We start from the raw sequence: 26620 nt of genomic DNA, 5'->3' as shown, positions 1-26620 counted from the left end.
AGCCCGGACCGGGGAAGGCGCAGGGATTGCTCGCTGATGTGAGGGCGCCGGAGCCAGCTTCACCGGTCGGCCGGTCGGGTTTCGGCAGGATTGCGGGCCTGTCCGAGTTGTTTAGAATGGGTGTATGGCGATTATCCCGGACAAGCAGGATTCAACCGTACTGGAGCGGCAGGAGCACAAGGTCAAACCGCCCTCCATGTACAAGGTCGTGCTGATGAACGACGACTACACGCCGATGGAATTCGTCGTGATGGTCGTGCAGGAGTATTTCAATAAAGACCGCGAGACCGCAACGCAGATCATGTTGAAGGTTCATCGCGAGGGCAGGGGTGTTTGTGGGGTCTATACGCGGGACATCGCGTCGACCAAGGTTGAGCAAGTCGTTACCCACGCACGGCAAGCGGGACATCCGCTGCAGTGTGTGATGGAGGAAGCATGATTGCCCAGGAACTGGAAGTCAGCCTGCACATGGCGTTCATGGAAGCACGTCAGGCGCGGCATGAGTTCATCACGGTCGAGCACCTTTTGCTGGCGCTGTTGGACAACCCAACAGCCGCGGAAGTGCTGCGAGCGTGCGCCGCGAATATCGAAGACCTGCGACAGAACCTGCGCAACTTTATTCACGACAACACCCCTACGGTGCCAGGAACGGATGACGTCGACACACAGCCGACGCTCGGGTTCCAGCGCGTGATCCAGCGCGCGATCATGCACGTCCAGTCCACTTCCAACGGCAAGAAGGAAGTCACGGGCGCGAACGTGCTGGTTGCGATCTTCGGCGAGAAGGACTCGCACGCTGTGTACTACCTGCAACAGCAGGGCGTCACGCGTCTGGATGTCGTGAACTTCATTTCGCATGGCATTGCCAAGACCGGCAGCGGCGAAGCCGCCAAGTCGAGCGACGCCAACGCGGAAGCAGAAGACGCCGCAGGCCAGAAGGAAACCCCGCTCGCCCAGTTCACGCAGAACCTGAACCAGATGGCGAAGGATGGCCGCATCGATCCGTTGATCGGCCGCGAGTCCGAAGTCGAGCGCGTGGTGCAGGTGCTGTGCCGCCGCCGCAAGAACAATCCGCTGCTCGTGGGCGAAGCCGGCGTGGGCAAGACCGCGATCGCGGAAGGCCTCGCCTGGCGCATCACGCGCGGCGAAGTGCCGGACATTCTCGCCGACGCGCAGGTGTACTCGCTCGATATGGGCGCGCTGCTGGCTGGCACGAAATACCGCGGCGACTTCGAGCAACGTCTGAAGACCGTGCTCAAGGAGTTGAAGGAGCGCCCGCACGCGATCCTGTTCATCGACGAGATCCACACGCTGATTGGCGCGGGTGCGGCATCGGGCGGTACGCTCGACGCATCGAACCTGCTCAAGCCGGCGCTCTCGTCGGGCACGCTCAAGTGCATCGGCGCGACGACCTTCACGGAATATCGCGGGATCTTCGAAAAAGACGCTGCGTTGTCGCGGCGCTTCCAGAAGGTCGATGTGATCGAGCCGACTGTCGAACAGACGGTGGCGATCCTGCGCGGCCTGAAGTCGCGCTTCGAAGAGCACCACGGCGTGAAATATTCGTCGGGTGCCTTGAACGCGGCGGCTGAGCTGTCGGCACGTTTCATCACCGACCGTCATCTGCCGGACAAGGCCATCGACGTGATCGACGAAGCGGGCGCGGCGCAACGCATCCTGCCGAAGTCGAAGCAGAAGAAGACCATCGGCAAGAGCGAGATCGAAGAGATCATCTCGAAGATCGCGCGCGTGCCGGCTCAAAGCGTGTCGCAGGACGATCGCAGCAAGCTGCAGACGCTCGACCGCGATCTGAAGGCCGTCGTGTTCGGTCAGGATCCGGCGATCGACGCGCTGTCCGCTTCGATCAAGATGGCGCGCGCGGGTCTGGGCAAGACGGACAAGCCGATTGGCTCGTTCCTGTTCTCCGGCCCCACGGGCGTCGGCAAGACCGAAGTGGCGCGCCAGCTGGCGTTCACGCTCGGTATCGAGCTGATCCGCTTCGACATGTCGGAGTACATGGAGCGTCACGCGGTGAGCCGTCTGATCGGCGCGCCGCCGGGCTATGTCGGTTTCGACCAGGGCGGTCTGCTCACCGAAGCTGTCACGAAGAAGCCGCACTGCGTGCTGCTGCTCGACGAAATCGAGAAAGCGCACCCGGACATCTTCAACGTGCTGCTGCAGGTGATGGATCACGGCACGCTGACGGACAACAACGGCCGCAAGGCGGATTTCCGCAACGTCATCATCATCATGACGACGAATGCGGGCGCCGACACGATGAACAAGTCGACGATTGGTTTCACGACGCGCCGCGAACAAGGCGACGAAATGGCCGACATCAAGCGCCTGTTCACGCCGGAGTTCCGTAACCGTCTGGATGCGACGATCAGCTTCCGTGCGCTCGATGAGGAAATCATCATGCGCGTGGTCGACAAGTTCCTCATGCAGCTGGAAGATCAACTGCACGAGAAGAAGGTCGATGCGCTCTTCACCGACGCGCTGCGTGCCCATCTGGCCAAGCATGGTTTCGACCCGCTCATGGGCGCGCGACCGATGCAACGCCTGATCCAGGACACGATCCGCCGTGCGCTGGCCGACGAACTGCTGTTCGGCAAGCTGATGAACGGTGGCCGCGTGACCGTGGATGTCGATGCGGACGACAAGGTGCTGCTCACGTTCGACGAGCAACCGGCCACACGGCCGCCGGAGGCGGTCGAAGTAGAATAAGCGGTTTCCGCTTCAGGCCAGCCGGAACGGCGCGGACTTCACAGTCCGCGCCGTTTTCTTTTCTGCGCGCAAATTCGTCGAACGACGTCGAATGCGCGCGCAACCTCGGCAAACTGGCCGCATGTCGTAGAGGGTGAAGGTGAGTTCAGATAAAAAGGGTGCGTTCGACTCCATCGTCGAGCGCGAGCGCGGTCTGCGCCGCGGGCTGTCGGCTGGCCAGATGACGATGATCGCCATTGGCGGCGCGGTCGGCACGGGCCTGTTTCTCGGCAGCGGCTTCGCGATCAGCTTTGCCGGGCCGGGCGTGCTCATTTCCTACGCGATCGGCGCACTGATCGCCTTGCTGCTGATGGGGGCGCTCGCCGAGATGACGGTCGCGCATCCGACGTCCGGTTCGTTCGGCGCGTATGCCGAGCACTACATCGGGCCGCTCGCGGGTTTTCTGGTGCGCTATGCGTACTGGTCGGCGTATGTGCTGGCGGTCGGCACCGAAGTGTCGGCGATCGCCGTGTACATGAAGTTCTGGTTTCCGCATGTGCCGGGGCTTTACTGGATCGTCGGCTTTTCGGCGGCGCTGATCGTTGTGAACGCAATGAGTGTGCGCGCCTACGGCAGCATCGAATACCTCTTCTCCAGCCTCAAGATCGCTGCAATCGTCGCCTTCATCGTGCTCGGCGCGTGGTTCGTCTGGCACGCGCCTGCTGATTCGGGCGTGGGCGTGGCGAACTACACCTCGCATGGCGGCTGGCTGCCCAAGGGCTGGTGGGGCGTGTGGGTCGGCACCATCGTCTCGCTGTTCAGCTATCTGGGGCTGGAGACCATCGCCGTTGCCGCCGCCGAAGCGCAAGACCCGCAGCGCGCGGTCACGCGTGCGTTCCGCGCCACGGTCGTGCGCCTCGTGCTGTTCTATCTGCTCACGCTCGCGCTGATGCTCGCCATCGTGCCGTGGACTGAGGCGGGCGGCAACGAAAGCCCGTTCGTGAAGGTCATGGCCGAAACCGGCGTGCCGTATGCGGCGGGCGCGATCAACTTCATCGTGCTGGTGGCCGCACTGTCGGCGATGAACAGCCAGCTCTACATCACCACGCGCATGATGTTCAGCCTGTCGCGTGCGGGTTATGCGCCCGCCGCGTTCGGCCGCCTCACGCGTCAGGGCGTGCCGACGGCAGCGCTGTCGCTCTCGACCATCGGCATTGCGGTGTCTGCCGTGCTCAACGCACTGTGGCCGCAGACGGCGTTCACGCTGATGATGTCGATTGCCATGTTTGGCGCGATGTTCACCTGGCTCATGATCTTCGTGACGCAGATTTTCTTCCGCGTGAAGCAGGGTGGCGAGCCGCTCAAGTTCCGTATGTGGGGCTTTCCGTTCACGAGCGTGCTGGGCGCGCTGCTGATGCTCGGCATCCTGGTCGGCACGGCGTTCACGCGCGAATTCCGCATGACGCTGGCGTATGGCGTGGCGTTTCTCGTGGCGCTGACGATCGTGTATGCGGTGTGGTATCGGCGACGCGGGCAACCGGCAGCCTGATACTGTTGCCAACTCGGCACGCAAAAGGCAATGAAGCAAAAAAGCACGCTCGAAAGCGTGCTTTTTTGTTGCCGCGGCGAATCGCGCAAGACCGCGCGAAGCGCGAAGCTTAGTGCTTGCCCGTGCTGCCGAAACCGCCTTCGCCGCGCTGGCTCGCTTCGAAGTCGTCGACGATATTGAACTGCGCCTGCACGACCGGCACGATCACGAGCTGCGCGAGGCGCTCCAGCGGGTTCAGCGTGAAGGTCGTGTGGCCACGGTTCCAGGTGGAGATCATCAGCTCGCCCTGGTAGTCCGAGTCGATCAGGCCGACCAGGTTGCCCAGCACGATGCCGTGCTTGTGGCCGAGGCCCGAGCGCGGCAGGATCAGCGCAGCGTAGCCCGGATCGGCGAGATGGATCGCGAGACCCGTCGGGATCAGCTTGGTTTCGCCCGGTTCGAGCGTGACCGGCGCGTCGAGGCACGCACGCAGGTCAAGGCCCGCGCTGCCCGGCGTGGCGTAGTGGGGCAGCTGGTCGCGCATGCGGTCGTTGAGGATCTTGATGTCGATTTTCATGGGGTTCCGTTCAGGTTCGAGGGCGTTCAAACAGATTCAAGCGAGTTCAAACGCCTCGGCGAGTAATTCGTAGGAGCGCAGGCGCGCCTTGTAGCTGCCTGCGACAGTGAGCACGACGAGTTCGTCGGCGTGAAAGCGATCCTGCAAGGCGCGCAGGCGCTCCGCGACGCTCTCGGGCGTGCCGATGATGCTGCGCGGCTTCTCGCGGTCGATCACGATTTGCTCGCGTTCGCCGTATTCCTGCGCGCGGCCTTGTTCGAGACTCGGGATCGGCGCATTCAGGCCGTAGGCCATCTGCACGCGGCGCAGGTCGACGGCTTTTTCGAGGTCGGCGGCTTCGGCTTCGGTGTCGGCGCAGATCGCGAACACGGCGCACGCCAGATACGGCTTCGCTTCGTGGCCCGGCTGGAAGCGCTCGCGATACGCATTCGCGACCAGATGGCCGAAGTGCGCGTTGATGAAATGCGCAAACGAGAAGCGCAGGCCCAGTTGCGCCGCAAGCTCGCCGCCGAAGTCGCTGGAGCCGAGCACCCAGAGTTGCGGGCGCGTGTCGATCTGCGGTTGCAGCACCACGCCATTGGCGAGATGGCCGGACGCGAGCGTGCCGTCCATCAGGCCGACAAGATCCTGCACCTGTTGCGCGAACTGGTCGCCGCGATTGTAGGCGCCCGCTGCCACGGCTTGCGCCGTGCGCATGTCGCCGCCCGGCGCGCGGCCCACGCCCAGGTCGACGCGGCCCGGAAAGAGCGCTTCGAGCATCATGAATTGCTCGGCGACCTTGAACGGGCTGTAGTACGGCAGCATGATGCCGCCCGAGCCGATCCGGATGCGCTTCGTCACGCTGCCCAGCCGGGCGAGCATGACTTCGGGACAGGGATTGCAGACGCCCAGCAGGCCGTGGTGCTCGGCGCACCAGTAGCGCGTGTAGCCAAGGTCATCGGCGAGCTGGGCAAGCTCGATGGTGGCGGCGATGGCGTCCGCCGCGCTGTGCCCGGCGATCACGGGCGATTGATCCAGTACGGAAAGCAGTGTCATGGCAGTACGGCTCCTTCAACGACGTGCCTTCTACAACGTGCGCGGCACGCGGCGCGCTTGCCTGCGCCGGCACCGCGTCCGCGCATGCATCAGGTCAGGATGCCCGTATCCGGCAGACGTTTCGCGATTTCGGCGATCAGCGTCTGCGCGAGCGTGACCTTGGCCGCGCGCGGCAGCGGCGTGCGGCCGCTGGCTTCGAACAGCACGACTTCATTGTCGTCCTGGCCGAAGGTCTGCGGGCCAAGATTGCCGATCAAAAGCGGCACCTTCTTGCGGGCGCGTTTTTCTTCGCCGTGTACGTCCAGGTCGCCGCTTTCCGCGGCGAAGCCCACGCAGTAGGGCGGATCCTGCAGCGCCGCGACCGAGGCGAGAATGTCGGGGTTCTCGACGAAGGAGAACGTGGGCATGCGATGCTCCGCCGTCTTCTTGATCTTGTGCTCGGCGACGTGATCGACGCGCCAGTCGGCCACCGCGGCCACGCCGATAAAGACATCGGCATCGGGCACGCCACGCATCACGGCGTCGTACATCTGCTGCGCAGTCTGCACGTCTTCGCGGAACACGCCCCAGGGCGTCTCCAGCGCGACCGGGCCCGCGACCAGATGGACTTCGGCGCCCGCCTGCTGCGCAGCGCGCGCCAGCGCAAAGCCCATCTTGCCGCTCGAACGGTTGGTGATGCCGCGCACCGGATCGAGCGGCTCGAAAGTCGGCCCGGCGGTGATCAGCAGCTTGCGGCCTGCCAGCACCTTGGGCGCGAAGAACGACACGATCGCTTCATAGACGGCTTGCGGCTCCAGCATGCGCCCGTCGCCGACTTCGCCGCAAGCCTGCGGGCCGGAATCGGGGCCGAGCGTTTCGATGCCGTCCGCACGGATCTGCGCGACGTTGCGCTGCGTGGCAGGGTTCTGCCACATCTGCCGGTTCATGGCCGGCACCACCAGCAGCGGACAGTCGCGCGCGACGCACAGCGTCGAGAGCAGGTCGTCGGCGAAACCGTTGGCGAGCTTGGCGATGAAGTCGGTCGAGGCGGGGGCGATGACGATGGCGTCCGCTTCGCGCGACAGGTCGATGTGCGCCATGTTGTTGGGCACGCGGCCGTCCCACTGGCTCGTGTAGACGGGGCGGCCCGAGAGCGCCTGCATCGTCACGGGCGTGATGAACTGCGTGGCGGCCTCGGTCATCACGACTTGCACGGTCGCGCCAGCCTTGGTCAAGAGGCGCGTGAGTTCAGCGATCTTGTAGCAGGCGATGCCGCCCGACATGCCGAGCACGAGATGGCGTCCGGCCAGCTCGCCTGATGTTGCTGCGGAGGTGTTCAAGGCCCGTCTCCTCTGTCTCTTGACTACACGTGCGCGTTAGCGCGAACCGCGCACGCGGCGCAGTTCGTCGAACACCAGCAGCACGGCGCCGACGGTGATCGCGCTATCCGCGACGTTGAACGCGGGCCAGTGCGACGCGCCCAGGTGGAAGTCGAGGAAGTCGATCACATGCCCGTACATCAGGCGGTCGAGCACGTTGCCGAGCGCGCCGCCCAGGATCAGCGCGAGCGCCGTGCAGAACAGACGCTGCCCCGCATGACGCTTGAGCAGGTAGCTGATGACGAGCGCCGCCACGACGCCCAGCGCCGTGAAGGCCCAGCGCTGCCAGCCGCCTGCCGCAGCGAGGAAGCTGAACGCCGCGCCCTTGTTGTACACGAGCACGAGGTTGAAGAACGGCGTGATCACGCGGCCTTCACCGTAAGCGAACACCTTGGAAATGGCGATCTTCGTGAGCTGATCCGCGAGGATCACGATGACCGCGATGCCGAGCCACGGCACCAGCGTGCCCCTGGCGCCGTTGGCTCCATTGGCGCCGTTCGGCTTGGCCTGCTTCGACAGGGACTTGGCCATTATGCGGCGCTCCGGTTTTCGCCGTTACCGAACAGATTCACCACGCAGCGGCCGCACAGGCCCGGATGCTCGGCGTTCGCGCCCACGTCCTCGCGGTAGTGCCAGCAGCGCTCGCACTTGAGGTACTTCGAGGTCACGACTTCGACGCCTTCGTCCGCTTCGCTTTCGACCTTCACGACTTCCGCCGCCGAGGTGATCAGCACGAACTTGAGGTCGTCGCCGAGCGAGGTGAGGGCGTCATAACGCGCGCCGCTCGCGAGGATGCGCACTTCGGCCTGCAGCGACGAGCCGATCTGGTTCGCCACGCGCGCTTCTTCGAGCGCCTTCGTCACGTTGCCGCGCACTTCGCGCAGCAGCGTCCACTTGGCGATCAGTTCCGGCGCGTTCGCGACGTCCGGGAACGCGTGGAAGGTCTCGGTGAAGATGGTTTCGGTGTTCGGCTGGAACACCTTCCACGCTTCTTCGGCCGTGAACGACAGGAACGGCGCGAGGATGCGCAGCAGGCTGTGCGTGATGTGATGCAGCGCCGTCTGCGCGCCGCGACGGGCGGCCGAATCCGGCGCGCTCGTGTAGAGGCGATCCTTCAGCACGTCCAGATAGAAGCCGCCGAGGTCTTCCGAGCAGAACGTCTGCAGCTTCGCCACGACCGGGTGGAACTCGTAGCGGTCGTAGTGCGAGAGCACGTCGTTTTGCAGCGTGTGCGTGAGCGCAACCGCGTAGCGGTCGATTTCGAGCCACTGATCCGCCGGCAGCGCGTTTTTCTCGAAGTCGAAGTCCGACAGGTTCGAGAGCAGGAAGCGCAGCGTGTTGCGGATACGGCGATAGCCTTCCGTCACGCGCTTCAAGATTTCTTCCGAGATCGCCAGCTCGCCCGAGTAGTCGGTCGAAGCGATCCACAGGCGGATGATTTCCGCGCCCAGACGGTTTGCGACTTCATGCGGATCGACGCCGTTGCCGAGCGACTTCGACATCTTGCGGCCTTCGCCGTCGACGGTGAAGCCGTGCGTGAGCAGGGCGTTGTACGGCGGGCGGCCGTCGAGCATCGACGCCGTCAGCAGCGACGAGTGGAACCAGCCGCGGTGCTGATCCGAGCCTTCCAGGTACAGGTCGGCCGGGAATTGCAGGTCATCCTTGTGTGAGCCGCGCAGCACGTGCCAGTGCGTCGTGCCCGAGTCGAACCACACGTCCAGCGTGTCGCGGTTCTTCTCGTAGATGTTCGCGTCGTCGCCGATCAGTTCGCGCGGGTCGAGCGTCTGCCACGCTTCGATACCGGATTTTTCTACGCGCTGAGCGACTTCTTCGAGCAGTTCCAGCGTGCGCGGGTGCAGCTCGCCGGTTTCCTTGTGCACGAAGAACGCCATCGGCACGCCCCATTGGCGCTGGCGCGAAAGCGTCCAGTCCGGGCGGTTGGCGATCATCGAGAACAGGCGCTGCTTGCCCCACGACGGGTAGAACGCGGTGGCTTCGATGCCTTCGAGCGCGGTTTCGCGCAGCGTCTTGCCGCCGTCCTTGGGCGTCACGTCCATGCCCGCGAACCATTGCGAGGTCGCGCGGTAGATGATGGGCGTCTTGTGGCGCCAGCAGTGCATGTAGCTGTGCAGGTACTTTTCGCTGCGCAGCAGGGTGCCGGCGGCGTCGAGCGCATCGACGATCTTCGGGTTCGCGTCCCAGATCGACAGGCCGCCGAACAGCGGCAGCGATTCGACGTAGCGGCCATCGCCCATCACCGGGCTGATGATGTCCGAGTCGGCCATGTTGTGCGCCTTGCACGACACGAAGTCTTCCACGCCGTAGGCGGGCGCCGAGTGCACGATGCCGGTGCCGGTGTCGGTCGTCACGTAGTCGCCCAGATAGATGGGCGAGGTGCGCTGGTAGCCCGGATGCGCGGAGGCGAGCGGGTGGTTAAAGCGCAACAGCGAAAGCTTTTCGCCCAGGGTCGTGGCGATGACCGTGCCTTCGAGCCCGAAGTCCTTCAGGCAGGCTTCGACGCGCTCCTTCGCGAAAATCAGCAGGCCGCGCGGCGTATCGACGAGCGCGTACTCGATTTCCGGGTGCACGTTGAGCGCCTGGTTCGACGGGATCGTCCAGGGCGTGGTCGTCCAGATCACGATGCCGCCTTCTTCGCGCGGCAGGGCGGGCAGACCGAACGCCGCCGCCGTTTCAGCGGGCTGCGCGAACGTGAACAGCACGTCGATGGTCGGATCGGTCTTGTCCTTGTATTCGACTTCCGCCTCAGCCAGCGCCGAGCCGCAGTCGAAGCACCAGTTCACCGGCTTCAGGCCGCGGAACACGTAGCCCTTTTCGATGATCTTCGCGAGTGCGCGGATTTCGCCCGCCTCGTTCACGAAGTTCATGGTCTTGTACGGGTTGTCCCAGTCGCCGAGCACGCCCAGGCGCTTGAAGCCCGCCTTCTGCGTCTCGATCTGGCCGGCGGCGTACTCGCGCGCCTTCTTCATCACTTCCTGGGCGGGCAGCGACTTGCCGAACTGCTTTTCGATCTGGATTTCGATGGGCATGCCGTGGCAGTCCCAGCCCGGCACGTAGACCGCGTCATAGCCCGCGAGATTGCGCGCCTTGACGATCATGTCCTTGAGAATCTTGTTCACCGCGTGGCCGAGGTGGATGTCGCCGTTCGCATACGGCGGGCCATCGTGCAGGATGAACTTCTTGCGGCCTTTCGAAGCGGCGCGGATCTTCTTGTAGATCCCTTGCTCTTCCCACTCCTTGACCCATTGCGGCTCGCGCTTGGGCAGGTCGCCGCGCATCGGGAACGCGGTGTCGAGCAGGTTGACGGGGTACTTCGATTCGGACTTCTGCGGCTTGCCGGAGGATGCTTTCTTGTCGCTCATGGTGAGATCACGGTGAATTCGGGGATGCACGGCGTCAGCATTGCGGCCAGGCCGCGCAACCGTCGCCTCGCGCGCCACTTGCGGCGGTTGCCGCGTGGCGCGAAGGGGCGAAGCGGCCCAGTCGGGCGTCGCTCAGGCTCGCTACATCAAGCCGGGCGCGACGCTCGCAGGCCGCAAGTCACCTAATTCGGTCGGTCGCCGAAGTGGCGAAACCGGTGGAACGGCCGCCGGGTGTCGCCGCACTCGCGCCGACGCCCGCTGCCGCGAACCAGGCGCGGGCATGCGTCACGTCGCGCGCGATGGCGGCGGTCAGCGTTTCGAGGTCGGCGAACTTCTCCTCGTCACGCAGCTTCTTGAGGAATTCGACGCGCACGAGCTTGCCATAGGCGTCGCCGTGCCAGTCGAGCAGGTGTACTTCAAGCAGCACGCGGCCCGAATCGTCCACGGTCGGACGCAGGCCGAGGCTCGCGACGCCGGGCAGCGGATGATCGGCCAGGCCATGCACCTGCACGACGAAAATGCCCTTGAGCGCCGGGCGCTTGTGGCCGATCGGCAGGTTCAAGGTGGGGAAGCCCAGGTCGCGGCCGAGCTTCAGGCCGTGCGTGACGTGCCCGCTGATTTCGTAGCCGCGGCCAAGCGAGGCGCGCGCCGCATCGAGGTCGCCCGCCGCAAGCTGGGTGCGCACGGCCGAGCTGGAGATGCGCACGCCCGACGGATCGGCCACGGTCGCCATCTGCTCGACTTCGAAACCGTGTTCGGCGCCCGCGACCTGCAGCGAGGCGAAGTCGCCCGCGCGCTTTGCGCCGTAGCGGAAGTCGTCGCCAATCATCATCCAGCGCGCGTGCAGGCCGCCCACGATGATGCGCGAGACGAAATCGTCCGGCGACTGGCTCGCGAAGGTGTGGTTGAAGTGCTCGACCACCACGCGATCCACGCCGTTCTCGCGCAGCGCCTCAAGCTTGTCGCGCAGCATGGCGATGCGCGGCGGGGCGCTGGCCGGATTGAAGAATTCGCGCGGATGCGGCTCGAAGGTCATCACGCAGACGGGCAGGCCGCGCGCGTCGGCAGCTTCGCGCACGCGCGCGAGCAACGCCTGATGCCCGCGGTGGACACCGTCGAAATTGCCGATGGTGAGCGCGCAGGGCGCGCGGCTTTCGGCATTGGGAAGACCGCGGAAGACTCTCACGATAACGGAACCTGAGCGGACGCCGGCCTGGCGTCCTGAATTTGACCGAATGAGACCACGAATGTGACCGGCTCGGCGGCGACTAGCCGCGACGGAACAGGAGATTATAAACGCACGCGACGCCGATCGCCGCCGCCCGAGCGTTGGGTGTCGCGCCCAATGATAAAATCCACGGATGAAAAATCTCGTCATCCTGATTTCAGGGCGGGGCAGCAACATGGAAGCCATCGTGCGCGCCTGCGCGCACGAAGCCTGGAGCGCGCGCATCGCCGCCGTGATTGCCAATCGCCCGGATGCCGCGGGGCTTGCCTTTGCAGCCTCGCACGGCATCGCCACGGCGGTCGTCGATCATCGCCAGTATCCCGATCGCGCCAGCTTCGACACGGCGCTCGCGCAGACCATCGACGGTTATGCGCCCGACCTCGTCGTGCTCGCGGGCTTCATGCGCGTGCTGACCGAAGGCTTCGTCCAGCATTATTCGGGCCGGATGCTCAACATCCACCCGTCGCTGCTGCCGAGCTTTCCGGGCCTCAAGACGCACCAGGGCGCACTCGACGCGGGTTGCCGCGTGCACGGCGCGACGGTGCATTTTGTCACGCCCACGCTCGATCATGGCCCGATCGTCGCGCAATCGGCTGTGCCGGTGCGCAGCGGCGACGATGCCGCCACGCTGGCTGCACGCGTGCTGAAGACCGAACACACGATGTACCCGCGGGCGATCCGCTGGTTCCTCGAAGGGCGTCTCGCGCTCGACGGCGAACGCGTGACGCTCACTCCGCCCGAGCCGCAATGGCTCTTCCTTGACGACGCAAACGAAACACAAGCACAAACCGCCGGGGAGGGCGTATGAGGCTACATGGTTTTTTGATTGGACAAACTGAGACGTTGCTGGCCGACGTTCTGAAATTCAATGGTCCCGCCGATGCGGCGACGAGCCGCTTTTTCCGCGCGCATCCGAAGCTCGGCCACGGCGAGCGCGGCGTGATCGCCGAAGCGGTGTTCGCCGTGCTGCGCCGTCGCATGGAGTTCGCGCACCTGGCCGAAAGCGGCACGGGCAACCCGACGCGCCGTCTGACGCTGCTCGGCCTGATGGCCACGGCGGGCCGCAATGCGATTCGTCCCTTTGTCTCGGACGCCGAAGCCAGCTGGCTTGAGCACGTTTCGAAGATCGATCCGGCGAGCCTGCCGCTGCGCCAGCAGCTGAACCTGCCCGACTGGATCGTCAAGGCGCTGGAACCGCGCTTTAACGCCGCCGAACTCGCGCAACTGGCCGCCGCGCTGAATTACCCGGCGCCGCTGGATCTGCGTGCGAACCCGATCAAGGCGAGCCGCGAAGAACTGCTGCGCGCACTGTCGCAAGCCGGTATCGAAGGCGGCGAGACGCCGTTCGCGCCGTTTGGCGTCCGCGTGACGGGCAAGCCGGCGCTTTCGAAGCTCGATTCCTTCAAGGACGGCTGGTTCGAGGTGCAGGACGAAGGCAGCCAGCTGCTGTGCACGCTGCTCGCGCCGCGTCGCGGCGAGATGGTGGTGGACTTCTGCGCGGGCGCGGGCGGCAAGACGCTGGCGCTGGGCGCGATGATGCGCTCGTCGGGCCGTCTGTACGCGTTCGACGTGTCGGACAAGCGCCTCGCCAAGCTCAAGCCGCGCCTCGCGCGCAGCGGCCTGTCGAACGTGAATCCGGTGCTGATCGACAGCGAACACGACGCTAAGATCAAGCGCCTGATCGGCAAGATCGACCGCGTGCTGGTGGACGCGCCCTGCTCGGGCCTCGGCACGCTGCGCCGCAACCCCGATCTGAAGTGGCGTCAATCGCCGGAATCGATCGCGGAACTCGCACCCAAGCAACTGTCGATTCTCACCAGCGCGGCGCGTCTGCTCAAGCGCGGCGGCCGTCTCGTCTACGCGACGTGCAGCATCCTGGACGCTGAGAACGAAGCGGTCGTGAAGCAGTTCCTCGACACGCATCCGGACTTCGTGCTCGTGCCGGCGCGCGACGTGCTGGCCGAGCAGCGCGTGGGTCTCGACACGGGCGACTACTTCTCGCTGTGGCCGCACCGCCACGCCACGGATGGCTTCTTCGCCGCCGTGCTGGAGCGCCGCGGCGACGCACAGCCGAAGGTGAAGAAGGCCAAGGCCGAAGCCACGCCTGACGAAGCGGCCGCAGCCAGCGAAACCGCTGACGCGATCGCCAAGGCCCAGCAGCCCGAGGCCGCCGAGCCGGACACCGCGGTCGAATAAGCGCAAGCGGCGCCAGTTAGCCGCTCACGCTCAGGCTCAGGCAGGGCCAGCGGGGCCGTCCGGTGCAGACCGGACGGCCCCGAATCGCTTGGATGACCAGTTTCAGTAATGTTTGTGTACTTCTTGATGTCGTTCTCGACGCGAAAGCGCCCATGATGGAAAACCGTTTGCTCTCACATATGCTGGGCGGCGTGATCCGCGACTTCGGTCAGCCGGTCATGCTCTGGCAGTCCGGCGTGCTGATCGGCGCGCTGCTGCTTGCCTGGCTGCTCGCGCGCCTGCTGCGCCATGCGCTCGAAGCGCGCCGCCAGGATCGCTACGAAGCGCTGCGCTTCGGTGCAGAAAGCCTTACGCGTGCGCTCTTTCCGCTGATCGGCGCGGGCTGCGTCTGGGGCGCGCGCGAAATCGCCAGCAACTTCATTCACACCTCGCTGCTGAACCTCGCGCTGGTGCCGCTGTTCGGTATCGGGCTGATCTACATCGCGTTCTTCTTTGCGCGGCGCGTGTTCGGGCGCGACGGGCAGACCCACGCCTGGCTGTCGATCGTCGAGAAACTCGTTTCGTTGATCGTCTGGCTCGGCATGTTGTTTACGGTGCTCGGCATTCAGGACGACGTGCTTGAGTGGATGGAGAGCGTGCGCTTTCGCATCGGCACCGCGCATGTGAGCCTGTTGTCGCTCTCCAACGGCGTGCTGTGGGTCTGCGTGACCATGGTGGTGGCGATCTGGGCGGGCGCGGCGCTCGAAGACCGCCTGATGCGCGCCACCACGATCGACGCCAATCTGCGCGTCGTGCTTGCGCGCGTGGGCCGCGCACTGCTGGTGTTCGCGGCGATCCTGTTCAGCCTGTCGATCGTCGGCATCGACATCACGGTGCTGGGCGTGTTCGGCGGCGCGCTGGGCGTGGGCCTCGGTTTCGGCTTGCAGAAGATCGCGAGCAACTACGTGTCGGGCTTCATCATCCTGATCGACCGCTCGTTGCGTCTGGGCGACACCATCAACGTGAGCGGCCTCGCGGGCAAGGTCACGCAGATCCGCACGCGCTATACAGTGGTGCGCGGGCTCGACGGCGTGGAAACGCTGATCCCCAACGAAAAGCTCATCACCGACGTGGTGCAGAACCAGTCGTCGTATCTGACGCGCGGTTATGCCAAGGCTGCGGTGCAGGTGGCCTACGACACCAATATCGAAGACGCCATGGCGCTGCTCGCTCGCGCCGCCGAAGGGGTGGAGCGGGTCTTGAACGATCCGGCCCCGACCCCATATCTGGCAGGCTTCGGCGCGGACGGCATCAATCTGGAACTGGGCTTCTGGATCGCCGACGCCGCCAATGGGACGTCGAGCGTGCGCTCGGCCGTGAACCTGAACATCTGGCGCTTATATAACGAGCACGGGATCTCGATTCCGTTCGCGCAGCGCGAGGTGCGGATCATCGGGCAGGGGCTGCCGGTGGCGAATCCGGTTGCCGCGCAAGTCGCGGAAATGGGAAACGCGGGCGAAGCTGACGCAGCGGCCCAGACGCGTTGATTGCGCTAGATCAAAGACAAAAGGGCCGAAAGGCGGGGGTGGCGCTGGAAGGGCAAATCGGGTGCGGCAAAGCGCCTCCAGGCGCCCAGATTCAGCGTCATAGAGGTTGACTCTGGCGGCATTAGGGAAAAAAATCTTCATTTGTTACAAACACTTGGAACGGTTCTAGTAGAATGCCGTCCAACCTCTCCTGAACGCTTTCACTTTTCTGACAACCGCGTAAGGCTCCCGGGCCGGCGCGCTTCGTTTCACGGGTACGAACCTTGTTGAATTCCCTGCTTGATTTTCTCGCCCACGGGGTGCTGCATTTCTCGTGGTGGCAGATCCTGCTCAGCGCGCTTGTTGCGACGCACATCACGATCGTCGGCGTGACGGTGTATCTGCACCGTTGCCAGGCGCACCGCGCACTCGAACTGCATCCGATCGCGAGCCATTTCTTCCGTTTCTGGCTGTGGATGACCACGGGCATGCTCACGGGCCAGTGGGCGGCGATTCACCGCAAGCACCACGCCAAGTGCGAGACCGAAGAAGATCCGCACAGCCCGCAAACGCGCGGCCTGTGGAAGGTGATGCTCGAAGGCGCCGAACTCTATCGCGCTGAAGCGAAGAACGAAGAGACGCTGCGCCGTTTCAGCCACGGCACGCCTAACGACTGGATGGAGCGCAACGTCTACACGCGCTTCCCGATCCTCGGCGTGAGCATCATGATGGTGATCGACGTCGCGTTGTTCGGCGTGGTCGGCCTGACCGTGTGGGCCGTGCAGATGGCGTGGATCCCGTTCTGGGCCGCCGGCGTCGTGAACGGCCTGGGCCACTTCTGGGGCTACCGCAACTTCAACTCGTCGGATGCCAGCACGAACCTGATCCCCTGGGGCATCATCATCGGCGGCGAAGAACTGCATAACAACCACCACACGTTCGCGACCTCCGCGAAGCTGTCGAACAAGTGGTACGAGTTCGACATCGGCTGGATGTACATTCGCCTGATGTCGGCCGTGGGCCTCGCCAAGGTCAAGAAGGTTGCGCCGACGCCGCGTCTGGCCAAGGAAGGCAAGCTCATCGCCGACCACGAAACGCTCCAGGCCGTGCTGTCGAACCGCTACGAAGTGATGGCGCGTTACGCCAAGGCCGTGAAACAGGCCTATCGCCAGGAACTGGCGCACCTCAAGGACGTGGGCGAGCGCGAGAAGTACAAGATCATGCGCGGTGCGAGCAAGTGGGTCGCCAAGGAAGAAGCCAGCCTGAACGAGCCGCAAAAGCGCCAGCTGCCGCAGATTTTCGCGAACAGCCAGAAGATGCGTACCTTCATCGAACTGCGCAACGAACTCGCGCAAATCTGGGATCGTTCGAGCGCTTCGCGCGAACAACTGCTGACGCAGCTCCAGGATTGGTGCCATCGTGCCGAACAAAGCGGCATCAAGGCGCTCCAGGAATTCGCGTCGCGTCTGCGCCGCTACGCCTGATGCACCCTGCGTGACCTGAAGAAAATCCATTAGAATTCAGGTACGTCACAAAACCCCGCGTTGGCGGGGTTTTTCTTTTTGGGCCGCGGATTTTCAGTGGTGCCGCGGCGGTCGGCAGGGCAGCAACCGGCATGGGATCGGAGTCGGCTGCAAGGGGCCAGAACTGGCCACTCGCGCAGCAACGCCGATCGGTGGAGAGGTCGAGGAGATCATGAGTCAGGCGATTAAAGCGGTCGAATATGACCGTCCGCAGGGCGCGATGTGCGGAGTCGGGCAGGCATGGGCGAAGGTGCCCGATGCGCCGTCGGCTGCCGAGCGCGCTGCGTTGAAGGAGCGCATCCGCGCATTGCTCAAGCGCGAGAAAGCGGTGCTCGTTGCGCACTATTATGTCGATCCCGAATTGCAGGAACTGGCCGACGAAACCGGCGGCTGCGTGGCCGATTCGCTCGAAATGGCGCGCTTTGGACGCGATCACGAGGCCCAGACGCTCGTGGTCGCCGGTGTGCGCTTCATGGGCGAGACCGCGAAGATCCTGAGCCCGAACAAACGCATCTTGATGCCGGATCTCGACGCGACCTGCTCGCTCGACCTTGGATGCCCCGCCGACGAGTTCTCGGCCTTCTGCGACCAGCATCCCGACCGCACCGTGGTCGTCTACGCGAACACCAGCGCGGCCGTGAAGGCGCGCGCGGACTGGATGGTCACCTCGTCGATCGGCCTCGAAATCGTCGCCGATCTGCACGCGAAGGGCGAAAAGATCCTGTGGGCGCCGGATCGCCATCTGGGCAGTTACATCCAGAAGAAGACGGGCGCCGACATGTTGCTCTGGCAAGGCTCCTGCCTCGTGCATGACGAGTTCAAGGGGATCGAGCTCGACCTGCTGCGCGCCGAGTATCCCGATGCGAAGGTGCTCGTGCACCCCGAATCGCCCGAAGGCGTGGTGGCGCTCGCGGACGTGGTCGGTTCGACCACGCAGTTGATCGACGCGGCCGTGAAGCTCGACGCGCAGCGCTTCATCGTTGCGACGGATCTGGGCATCCTGCACAAGATGCGCCTGGCGGCGCCCGGCAAGACTTTCATCGAGGCGCCCACGGCCGGCAACAGCGCGACCTGCAAGAGCTGCGCGCATTGCCCGTGGATGGCCATGAACGGCCTCGCGAATCTCGCCGACGTGCTGGAGCGCGGTCACAACGAAATCTTCGTCGATACCGCGATCGGCGAGCGTGCGCGCCTGCCGATCGACCGCATGCTGGCGTTCGCCGCAGAGCACAAGCGCCGCGTGCAGGCGAGCGGCGACCTCGCGCGCGATGGCGCGCTGTTCTCGCAAGTGGGGGCGGCGTAAATGGGCGCACTGGAATTGCTGGCGGTGGACGCCGTGTCGTCCGTGTTGCCTGAGGTGCGTGCGCAATACGGCGCGGCATTCGATGCGGCGATCGCGCGTAACGTGGCCGACACGCTGGCCGAAGACGTGGGCGCGGGCGACCAGACCGGCCGTCTCGTGCCTGCCGACGAGGTGCGCGACGCGCGCATCATCGTGCGCGAAGACGCGGTGCTGTGCGGCGTGCTCTGGTTCGACGCCGTGGTGAAGCAGGTCGATCCGCGCATCGAAGTGCGCTGGCACTATCGCGAAGGCGAGCGCATGACGGCGGATACGCCGGTCTGCTCGCTGCGCGGCCCGGCGCGCTCGCTGCTCACCGCCGAGCGCAATGCGATGAACTTCCTGCAACTGCTCTCGGGCGTGGCGAGCGCGACGCGCCGTTATGTCGATGCCATCGCGCATACGAAGACGCGCATCCTCGACACGCGCAAGACGCTGCCGGGCCTGCGCCTCGCGCAGAAGTACGCGGTGCGCGTGGGCGGCGGGGCGAACCAGCGTCTCGCGCTCTACGACGGCATTCTGATCAAGGAAAACCACATCGCGGCGGCAGGCGGCGTAGGCGCGGCGATGGACGCGGCGCTGGCGCTCGATGCCGGCGTGCCGATCCAGATTGAGGTCGAAACGCTCGAACAGCTCGATACGGCGCTCGCGCACGGCGCGAAGTCGGTACTGCTCGACAACTTCTCGTTCGAGATGATGCGCGATGCGGTTCAGCGTACGGCCGGACGCGCGGTGCTCGAAGTCTCGGGCGGCGTGAATTTCGATACCGTGCGGACGATCGCAGAAACGGGTGTGGATCGCGTTTCGATCGGTGCGCTCACGAAGGATGTGCGCGCGACGGACTTCTCGATGCGCATTGTCTGAGCGCTGGGTTTTGCGCTTGTTCTGCGCCTGATTGAAATGCAAAAAGGCCGTCTCGTGAGAGACGGCCTTTTTTGTGCTCAGCGTCGCGGGTGCGCTTACACCACGGTGCGATTGCGCACGCGTTCCGGCGACAACACGCTCGGCAGCGCCTTGGGCAGCGAGTTCGGCCAGTCGCGGCTGTAGTGCAAGCCACGGCTCTCGCGGCGCGAGCGCGCGCTTTCGACGATCAGCGACGCCACTTCGACCAGATTGCGCAGCTCCAGCAGATCGCGCGTGACGCGGAAGTTTGCGTAGTACTCCTGGATTTCGTCGCGCAGCAGCGAAATGCGGTGCTGCGCGCGCTCGAGGCGCTTGTCTGTGCGCACGATGCCGACGTAATTCCACATCAGGCGGCGCAGTTCGTCCCAGTTGTGGGCGACCACGACTTCCTCGTCCGAATCCGACACGCGGCTCTCGTCCCAGTCGGGCAGCGGTGCGTGCGCGCCGGCCTCGAAACCTTCGGCCTCGATCGCCTCGGCGGCCGAGCGGCCGATCACGAGACATTCGAGCAGCGAGTTGCTCGCAAGACGGTTCGCGCCGTGCAGGCCGGTGTACGACGTTTCGCCGACGGCATACAGGCCCGCGAGATCGGTGCGGCCGGCCAGGTCGGTGACGACGCCGCCGCAGGTGTAGTGCGCGGCGGGCACGACAGGGATCGGCTCTTTCGTGATGTCGATGCCGAACTCGCGGCAGCGTGCGAGCACGGTGGGGAAGTGCTCCTCCAGGAACGCCGCGGGCTGATGGCTGATGTCGAGATGCACGCAGTCGATGCCGTGCTTCTTGATCTCGAAGTCGATAGCGCGAGCGACGATATCGCGCGGCGCGAGTTCGGCGCGTGCGTCGTGTTCGGGCATGAAGCGCGTGCCGTCGGGCAGGCGCAGCAGGCCACCTTCGCCGCGCACGGCTTCGGTGATCAGAAACGACTTGGCGTGCGGGTGGAACAGGCAGGTCGGGTGGAACTGGATGAACTCCATGTTCGCCACGCGGCAGCCCGCGCGCCAGGCCATGGCGATGCCGTCGCCGGTGGCTGTGTCGGGGTTCGTCGTGTAGAGATAGACCTTGCCCGCGCCGCCCGTCGCCAGAACCGTATGCGGCGCCTGGATCGTGACGGTGCGGTCGTTCTTCAGGTCGAGCGCGTAGAGGCCGTGGCAGCGGCGACCCGGCAGGCCGAGGCGGTCGGACGTGATGACGTCGATGGCCTGGTGATCTTCGAGGATCGTGATGTTCGGATGCTGGCGTGCGCGTTCGAGCAGCGTCTGCACGACGGCGTGACCGGTGGCGTCGGCGGCGTGGATGATGCGGCGATGGCTGTGGCCGCCTTCGCGCGTCAGGTGGAAGCCCAGCTCTGCGGCGGCGTCCTTCGTGAACGGCACGTCCTGCGCGATCAGCCATTCGATGGCGGCGCGGCCATGCTCGACGATATAGCGTGTCGCGCTTTCGTCGCAGAGGCCGCCGCCCGCGACGAGCGTGTCATCGACATGGTTTTCCACGCTGTCGGCCGAATCGAGCACCGCCGCAATGCCGCCTTGCGCGCGATCGCTCGCGCCTTCGGTCATCGCCCGCTTGGCGATGATCACCACGCGGCGCGTCTCGGCGAGGTTCAGGGCGACGCTCAATCCCGCCAGCCCGCTGCCGACGATCGCTACATCGAAATTCATCTTCCTGCTTCTCCGTCTCTCTTGTTCTGCGCTGCCCGCTGACATGTGCACGCCCACTTGACGTGGTAAGCGTGCTGGCGGCGGGTGAAGCGGCAAGCATACTCCGAGTGGGGAGCGTACGAAAAGCCGCTGTTGCAACGTGAAGGGGAAAACGCGCGGAAAAGACTGTTACGCGTTGCGAGAGAGGAGAGCGGCTGGCGCGATGCCCAGAGAAAGGCGCGCCGGAAAAGGAAAAGCCCCGCCAGAAGGCGGGGCTTTTCTTGTCTTCGTCAGGCTCGGAAACCGATCAATTACTTGATCTTGGTTTCCTTGTACTCGACGTGCTTGCGAACAACCGGGTCGAACTTTTTGATCGACATTTTTTCCGGCATGTTGCGCTTGTTCTTCGTCGTCGTGTAGAAGTGACCCGTGCCTGCGGTCGACTCGAGCTTGATCTTGTCGCGAATACCCTTGGCCATGATTTACTCCTTAGATTTCGCCGCGTGCGCGCAGGTCTGCGAGCACGGAATCGATGCCGTTCTTGTCGATCAGGCGCAGGCCTGCGTTCGAGATGCGCAGACGCACCCAACGGTTTTCGCTTTCAACCCAGAAACGGCGATTTTGCAGATTCGGGAGGAAACGGCGCTTGGTTTTGTTGTTTGCGTGGGAAACGTTGTTGCCGCTCATCGGCGCTTTCCCAGTGACTTGGCATACACGTGCCATGAGTGCACTCCTACGGAAATTCTGAGTTCGTGAGCCGCTTGACTGAAGTTTCCCAGGCGAGAAATGGCCGGAATAAGAGCGCGCTCACGTATGGATGAGAGACAACCTCGAACCCAGGCCGTATTTCCCCTGGAAGACCGCGAAGGGCTTCGGAACAGGGTTGGAAATAGGCAAACCGTGAGTCTAGCAGAAAAAGGCCAGGAAAATCAAACACGATTTGCCAATGGGCTGTTGCGGCGGCGCACACCTGGCGTTTGCCGAGGCCTCGCGCCAGCGCTGCTTAAAAAAGGGTGTGATCAAAGATCGTCGCGATCTTCAATCCAGGCCGTGACGCGCGAACGAAAACGTCTCGCTCGTGCCGATGATCAGATGGTCGACGAGCTGCACGTCCACAAGCGCCAGCGTTTCGCGCAGGATTCGCGTGAGACGACGGTCGCTCGCGCTCGGCTGCACCGCGCCGGATGGGTGGTTGTGCGCCACGATCAGGTGCGCGGCGTTGAGCATCAGCGCGCGCCGCACGATTTCGCGAGGATAGACCGCCATGCGCGTGAGCGTGCCGCGTGTGCTTTCCTCGGTACGAATCAGCCGGTGCCTGACGTCCAGAAAGAGGCAGATGAACACTTCGTGCGTGCGCCCACCTATTAACAGGCGCAAATAGTCCTCCACCGCGCCGGGCGAATCGATCAGCGGTTTTTCCTCGATCTGTTCGGCGAGCGCGCGCCGCGCCAGTTCGAGCACCGCGACGAGCTTGGACGCCTTGGCGGGGCCGATGCCGCGCAAGCTCTCGAATTCCTCGCGCTGGGCGTCGAGCATTGCGCGCAGCGAGCCGAAATGTTTGAGCAACGAGCGCGCGACATCGAACACGTCGTGACCCGGCAGCCCCGAGCCGAGCAGCAGCGCGACCAGTTCGAGATCGGAGAGCGATGCGGGCCCGGCTTCGCGCAGCCGCTCGCGCGGCATGGCGGAGCGGCGCGGTACGCCGGGTGCGGGTGGCGCGAACGACGCAGAAGGCATAGACCCCACTGACTTTACGGGCTTCAAACCCGGCAGCGGCGGCAGGGGGTTCGCGCATGCGGCGTCACTGCCCCAGTGCGACTTGTCACAGGCGATTTCGAACATTCGACCTCCTCGCTGAGGGCGGCGCAGGCCATGCGTGCGGCGTCCGCCCAGGAACTATGTGGCTTACAATACGGGTTTTCCGACCGCTGACAGGCGGCGGCCGGGCCGGCCCCTCGGGGCGCTTGGGGCGAGCACGCGCGGCGGGCGCGCCCAGACGAAAATGAGTACCGCATGAGCATCATCGACATCTCCGAGGTGAAACCCGGTTCCCACGTCACGTTGCACTACCGGCTTTCGCTCGCCGATGGCACCGAGATCGTCAACACCTTTGTCGACCGGCCCGCCACGCTGCTGCTGGGCGCCGGCCAGCTCGCGCCGCCGCTGGAAGACATTCTGCGGGGTCTCAAGGTCGGGCACCACTCCACCTTTCAGCTAGAACCGGGCGTTGCCTTCGGTCAGCGCAACCCCGACCTGATCCAGCGCATTTCGCTCAAGACCCTGCGCGACAACGCAATGATCGGCGAGAGCTTCCGCCCTGGCGACCTGATCGAATTCAACGCGCCTAACGGCGACCGTTACGCCGGCGTGCTCAAGGAAGTCAACGAAACTTCCGCGCTGTTCGATTTCAACCACCCGCTCGCAGGCCAGGCGGTTGCGTTCGAAGTGCAAATCATTGGAATCCTGTAAAGAAAGCCCATGACTACGGACACGTCCCTTCTCGCCAACGCTGAAATTCTGCTAGCCCAGCCGCGCGGTTTTTGCGCCGGCGTCGACCGTGCCATCGAGATCGTCGAGCGGGCCATCCAGATCCACGGCGCGCCGATCTACGTGCGCCACGAAATCGTCCACAACGCGTATGTCGTCGAGGATCTGCGCAAGAAAGGGGCGATCTTTATCGAGCAGCTCGAGGAAGTGCCCGCGGGCAACACGGTGATCTTCAGTGCGCACGGTGTTTCCAAGGCGGTGCGCGCCGACGCCGAAGCGCGCGGCCTGCGCGTCTACGACGCTACCTGCCCGCTCGTGACCAAGGTGCACGTCGAAGTCGCGAAGATGCGCGACGAAGGTCTCGACATCGTCATGATCGGCCACAAGGGCCATCCTGAAGTCGAAGGCACGATGGGCCAGGTCGGCGAGGGCATGTATCTCGTCGAAGATATCGCCGATGTCGGTGCGCTCACGCTGCGCGATCCCGAGCGCGTTGCCTTCGTCACGCAGACCACGCTTTCCGTGGACGACGCGGCCGATATCATCGCCGCGCTCAAGGCGCGTTTTCCTGCGATCCGCGAGCCGAAGAAGCAGGACATCTGCTACGCCACGCAAAACCGTCAGGACGCCGTCAAGTTCATGGCGCCGCAGTGCGACGTCGTGATCGTGGTGGGCAGCCCGAACAGCTCGAATTCGAACCGTCTGCGCGAAGTCGCGGAAAAGCGCGGCATTCCTGCCTATATGGTGGACGCGCCGGATCAGATCGATCCGCGCTGGCTCGAAGGCAAGCGTCGCATTGGCCTGACCGCGGGAGCATCGGCGCCCGAGGCGCTCGCGCAGCAGATCATCCAGCGTCTGAACGAGCTGGGCGTGCGCAACGTGCGCGCGCTCGAAGGCATCGAGGAAAACATCGCATTCCCGTTGCCGCGCGGTCTCGGCCAGGCGGCCTGAACGCAGTCAAGCGCGGCTGAGCCGATGCTCGACCCCAAAGCGCGCCTCAGGCGCGCTTTTTTTTCGCCTGCGCTAATAAATAGGGATCAAACACCAAAAGTGTGCGGTAAACCGCGTTGCTACACCCTGATCGTATTAGTGTTTTCGCTATGGGTCTGGGTCAAATCCAGTGGTATGGCCCCGTTTAAACAGGGCTCTGGAGTCCTGAATATCTTGACTGCACCAATCTGGTGCTATCGCTCAACAATCGCTTAAATGCGCGACATCACATCTGCGATGCCCGCCCCATAAGGGACAGCGGCCGCTGCTCACAACACTTGATGTGAATTGCGTCGAATTGTGGTGCAACTGATGCACGAAAATGCGGCGCAACCCAGGGTGCAACCTCTGTCGGCTTCTTCTTTCAGAGGGTGGTTGCAATGCAGGAAAACCCTGTCGGTTCAACAATATTGCCGGCCGCATAATTGGAGTTACAATGCGCGCGTTCTGAGGGGCCAAACGTCCGCGTGAGGCCCACCAGGCAAGCATTTCGGAAGGTGCAGGAGACCTGTTTAAATGCAATTCGAGTTGGCTTTCGCCGTGTCTTTTGCGGCTGCGGTTGCGCCACGTATCTGGTGGTGCTCCCGTGGCGTCGAAGCGGGCATGAATGCGACATCGATGACCGTTGCGCTCCCGGAGAGAACCGATATGCATTCCGGAAACGACGATGACAACGGCCACAGACGCCTTGGGGAAAGGCGTTTGAGCCACGTGTGCCTGAAGCAGGTGCACGCTGCCGAGCCGACCGGAACTGCAATCCTCACCGTTGTCATGAAAACTGGCACGCATGTTGCATATGGCAACAGCGCCGCGAAGCCCGCAGAAGCGGATTTCGTAACGGACCCAAAAGTTGGGGGCGATGCTGCCGTAAAAGGTAGCGCGGCTCGAACCAAAGATCTGTCTGCCAGTTTGTCCGCAGTCCTGCGCGGCTCCACAGCGTCGATCGACGCCGTGTCCGCCAGTGCCGCGGTCCGCCTGGGAAGGGGAGTCATGACGCAAGGCGCAGATGCAGCCGGCCGCGAGGCTCGCTACATGCGCGTCGCAGCGAATGTGACAGGTAGTTGAACCCGACGGCACCGAACCATCCGACGGTGCCGTTTTTGCATCCACCTCTGGCGAGCCTGCCGCTGCAACACAGCGGCACCGCGAACCGGATGTGGCCAACCGTTACCGGTCTTTTACTTCAGTACCCGAGAGTGTCGTTGCGGTTCCGTAAAACATCGCCCACCGGCCGATGACAAGCGCGAATCCGGTTGCACGGGCAAAGGAGCATTAAATGGATATTTTCATCCAGCAGATCCTGAATGGGCTGGTGCTTGGCAGCATCTACGCCATCATCGCGCTGGGCTACACGATGGTGTACGGGATTCTGGGCATCATTAACTTCGCGCACGGCGACGTGCTCATGATCGGCGCGATGGTGGCGCTGTCTGCGATCACGGTGCTTCAGAATCACTTCCCGGGCCTCGGGAACATCCCCACGCTGATCATCGCGCTAGCGATTGCCGCCGTGGTCTGTGCGTTCGTCGGGTACACGATCGAACGGATCGCTTACCGGCCGCTGCGCCGCGCGCCGCGTCTCGCTCCGCTGATCACGGCGATCGGCGTGTCGATCCTGCTGCAGACGCTCGCCATGCTGATCTGGGGCCGCAATCCGCTGCCGTTCCCGCAGCTGATCTCGACCGATCCGCTTAACGTCATCAAGGCCACCGACACGACCGTCGGCGCCGTGATCTCGCCGACTGAAATCGTCATCATCGTCGTCGCGTTCGTCGTGATGGCGGGCCTGCTGCTGCTCGTGCACCGCACCAAGCTCGGCCGCGCCATGCGTGCGATCGCGGAGAACCCGAACAACGCCTCGCTGATGGGCGTGAACCCGAACTTCGTGATCTCGGCCACCTTCATGATCGGCTCGGCGCTGGCTGCGCTGGCTGGCGTGATGATCGCCTCCGAATACGGCAACGCGCACTTCTACATGGGCTTCATTCCCGGTATGAAGGCGTTCACCGCGGCGGTGCTGGGCGGTATCGGCAACCTCGGCGGCGCGATGGTCGGCGGCGTGGTGCTCGGCCTGATCGAGCAGCTCGGTGCGGGCTACATCGGCAACCTGACCGGTGGGGTGTTTGGCAGTAACTATCAGGACGTCTTCGCATTCGTCGTGCTGATCGTCGTGCTCGTGTTCCGTCCGTCGGGGCTGCTGGGCGAACGTGTCGCGGACCGCGCATAAG

General features: G+C 64.3%; 23 protein-coding genes. 13 read left to right on the top strand and 10 right to left on the bottom strand.

The window, feature by feature from the left end; all coding sequences use genetic code 11:
• Positions 1-124: 124 nt before the first annotated feature.
• The 3 genes from clpS to BBA01S_RS17040 all read left to right on the top strand — a co-directional run bounded on the left by clpS (position 125) and on the right by BBA01S_RS17040 (position 4255).
• A complete protein-coding gene (clpS, locus tag BBA01S_RS17050) occupies positions 125-439 on the top strand; it encodes an ATP-dependent Clp protease adapter ClpS (protein ID WP_027817520.1) in 315 nt (104 codons plus the stop codon).
• Positions 436-2727 carry an ATP-dependent Clp protease ATP-binding subunit ClpA gene (clpA, locus tag BBA01S_RS17045; protein WP_027817519.1) on the top strand — a complete coding sequence of 764 codons (2292 nt, stop codon included), beginning with the start codon at positions 436-438 and terminating at the stop codon, positions 2725-2727. Before clpS ends, clpA begins: the two co-directional genes overlap by 4 nt.
• Positions 2728-2866: 139 nt before the next feature.
• Positions 2867-4255 carry an amino acid permease gene (locus tag BBA01S_RS17040; protein ID WP_027817518.1) on the top strand — a complete coding sequence of 463 codons (1389 nt, stop codon included), beginning with the start codon at positions 2867-2869 and terminating at the stop codon, positions 4253-4255.
• Between the two features lie 109 nt (positions 4256-4364).
• Here the strand turns inward: BBA01S_RS17040 and dut are convergent, their stop codons facing one another.
• The 6 genes from dut to BBA01S_RS17010 all read right to left on the bottom strand — a co-directional run bounded on the left by dut (position 4365) and on the right by BBA01S_RS17010 (position 11962).
• Positions 4365-4811 carry a dUTP diphosphatase gene (dut, locus tag BBA01S_RS17035; RefSeq protein ID WP_027817517.1) on the bottom strand — a complete coding sequence of 149 codons (447 nt, stop codon included), beginning with the start codon at positions 4809-4811 and terminating at the stop codon, positions 4365-4367.
• A 36-nt stretch (positions 4812-4847) separates the two neighbouring features.
• Positions 4848-5846, bottom strand: coding sequence for an LLM class flavin-dependent oxidoreductase (locus BBA01S_RS17030; protein ID WP_027817516.1), 999 nt, complete (start codon positions 5844-5846; stop codon positions 4848-4850).
• A gap of 89 nt (positions 5847-5935) precedes the next feature.
• A complete protein-coding gene (coaBC, locus tag BBA01S_RS17025; protein WP_281176973.1) occupies positions 5936-7165 on the bottom strand; it encodes a bifunctional phosphopantothenoylcysteine decarboxylase/phosphopantothenate--cysteine ligase CoaBC in 1230 nt (409 codons plus the stop codon).
• Between the two features lie 36 nt (positions 7166-7201).
• Positions 7202-7735 (bottom strand): signal peptidase II, encoded by a 534-nt coding sequence (lspA, locus tag BBA01S_RS17020; protein WP_027817514.1) that lies wholly within the window; start codon positions 7733-7735, stop codon positions 7202-7204.
• Complete coding sequence (gene ileS, locus BBA01S_RS17015) at positions 7735-10584, bottom strand: isoleucine--tRNA ligase (RefSeq protein WP_027817513.1); 2850 nt, start codon at positions 10582-10584, stop codon at positions 7735-7737. The genes lspA and ileS overlap by 1 nt, the downstream gene beginning before the upstream one ends.
• Before the next feature lie 178 nt (positions 10585-10762).
• Positions 10763-11962 (bottom strand): bifunctional riboflavin kinase/FAD synthetase, encoded by a 1200-nt coding sequence (locus BBA01S_RS17010; protein WP_407668315.1) that lies wholly within the window; start codon positions 11960-11962, stop codon positions 10763-10765.
• Between BBA01S_RS17010 and purN the strand changes: the two genes are divergently transcribed.
• The 6 genes from purN to nadC all read left to right on the top strand — a co-directional run bounded on the left by purN (position 11946) and on the right by nadC (position 19239).
• Positions 11946-12620, top strand: a complete 675-nt coding sequence (gene purN, locus BBA01S_RS17005) for a phosphoribosylglycinamide formyltransferase (RefSeq protein ID WP_027817511.1) — start codon at positions 11946-11948, stop codon at positions 12618-12620. The genes BBA01S_RS17010 and purN overlap by 17 nt on opposite strands.
• Positions 12617-14008 (top strand): RsmB/NOP family class I SAM-dependent RNA methyltransferase, encoded by a 1392-nt coding sequence (locus BBA01S_RS17000; protein WP_027817510.1) that lies wholly within the window; start codon positions 12617-12619, stop codon positions 14006-14008. Before purN ends, BBA01S_RS17000 begins: the two co-directional genes overlap by 4 nt.
• Positions 14009-14163: 155 nt before the next feature.
• On the top strand, positions 14164-15534 hold the full coding sequence (locus tag BBA01S_RS16995; protein WP_027817509.1) for a mechanosensitive ion channel family protein: 1371 nt from the start codon (positions 14164-14166) through the stop codon (positions 15532-15534).
• Positions 15535-15797: 263 nt separating this feature from the next.
• Entirely contained in the window at positions 15798-16997 is a 1200-nt protein-coding gene (locus BBA01S_RS16990) for a DesA family fatty acid desaturase (RefSeq protein WP_027817508.1), read from the top strand.
• A 211-nt stretch (positions 16998-17208) separates the two neighbouring features.
• The gene (gene nadA / locus BBA01S_RS16985) at positions 17209-18339 is read left to right on the top strand and encodes a quinolinate synthase NadA (protein ID WP_027817507.1); all 1131 of its coding nucleotides are present in this window, start codon (positions 17209-17211) and stop codon (positions 18337-18339) included.
• A complete protein-coding gene (gene nadC, locus BBA01S_RS16980; protein ID WP_027817506.1) occupies positions 18340-19239 on the top strand; it encodes a carboxylating nicotinate-nucleotide diphosphorylase in 900 nt (299 codons plus the stop codon). It abuts the gene before it with no gap.
• Positions 19240-19334: 95 nt separating this feature from the next.
• On the opposite strand, the gene nadB is transcribed toward nadC, so the two are convergent.
• From nadB to radC, 4 genes are all read right to left on the bottom strand, one after another.
• Positions 19335-20936 carry an L-aspartate oxidase gene (nadB, locus tag BBA01S_RS16975; protein ID WP_027817505.1) on the bottom strand — a complete coding sequence of 534 codons (1602 nt, stop codon included), beginning with the start codon at positions 20934-20936 and terminating at the stop codon, positions 19335-19337.
• Positions 20937-21226: 290 nt separating this feature from the next.
• Positions 21227-21394: a 50S ribosomal protein L33 gene (gene rpmG, locus BBA01S_RS16970; RefSeq protein WP_027817504.1), complete on the bottom strand. Its 168-nt coding sequence runs from the start codon at positions 21392-21394 to the stop codon at positions 21227-21229.
• A gap of 10 nt (positions 21395-21404) precedes the next feature.
• The gene (gene rpmB, locus BBA01S_RS16965; protein WP_027817503.1) at positions 21405-21638 is read right to left on the bottom strand and encodes a 50S ribosomal protein L28; all 234 of its coding nucleotides are present in this window, start codon (positions 21636-21638) and stop codon (positions 21405-21407) included.
• Between the two features lie 315 nt (positions 21639-21953).
• Entirely contained in the window at positions 21954-22757 is an 804-nt protein-coding gene (radC, locus tag BBA01S_RS16960; protein ID WP_407668314.1) for a RadC family protein, read from the bottom strand.
• Positions 22758-22928: 171 nt separating this feature from the next.
• On the opposite strand from radC, the gene BBA01S_RS16955 reads away from it, so the two are divergent.
• From BBA01S_RS16955 to BBA01S_RS16940, 4 genes are all read left to right on the top strand, one after another.
• On the top strand, positions 22929-23384 hold the full coding sequence (locus BBA01S_RS16955; protein ID WP_027817501.1) for an FKBP-type peptidyl-prolyl cis-trans isomerase: 456 nt from the start codon (positions 22929-22931) through the stop codon (positions 23382-23384).
• 9 nt (positions 23385-23393) lie between these two features.
• Complete coding sequence (gene ispH / locus BBA01S_RS16950) at positions 23394-24353, top strand: 4-hydroxy-3-methylbut-2-enyl diphosphate reductase (protein WP_027817500.1); 960 nt, start codon at positions 23394-23396, stop codon at positions 24351-24353.
• 555 nt (positions 24354-24908) lie between these two features.
• Positions 24909-25457 (top strand): hypothetical protein, encoded by a 549-nt coding sequence (locus BBA01S_RS16945; protein WP_027817499.1) that lies wholly within the window; start codon positions 24909-24911, stop codon positions 25455-25457.
• Positions 25458-25668: 211 nt separating this feature from the next.
• Positions 25669-26619, top strand: a complete 951-nt coding sequence (locus BBA01S_RS16940; RefSeq protein ID WP_027817498.1) for a branched-chain amino acid ABC transporter permease — start codon at positions 25669-25671, stop codon at positions 26617-26619.
• The last annotated feature ends 1 nt before the right edge of the window (position 26620 follow it).

This window comes from Paraburkholderia bannensis NBRC 103871 (assembly GCF_000685015.1).
Classification (GTDB): domain Bacteria; phylum Pseudomonadota; class Gammaproteobacteria; order Burkholderiales; family Burkholderiaceae; genus Paraburkholderia; species Paraburkholderia bannensis.
Note: the sequence above shows the minus strand (reverse complement) of the source record. Positions and strands in the feature narration are given on the sequence as shown.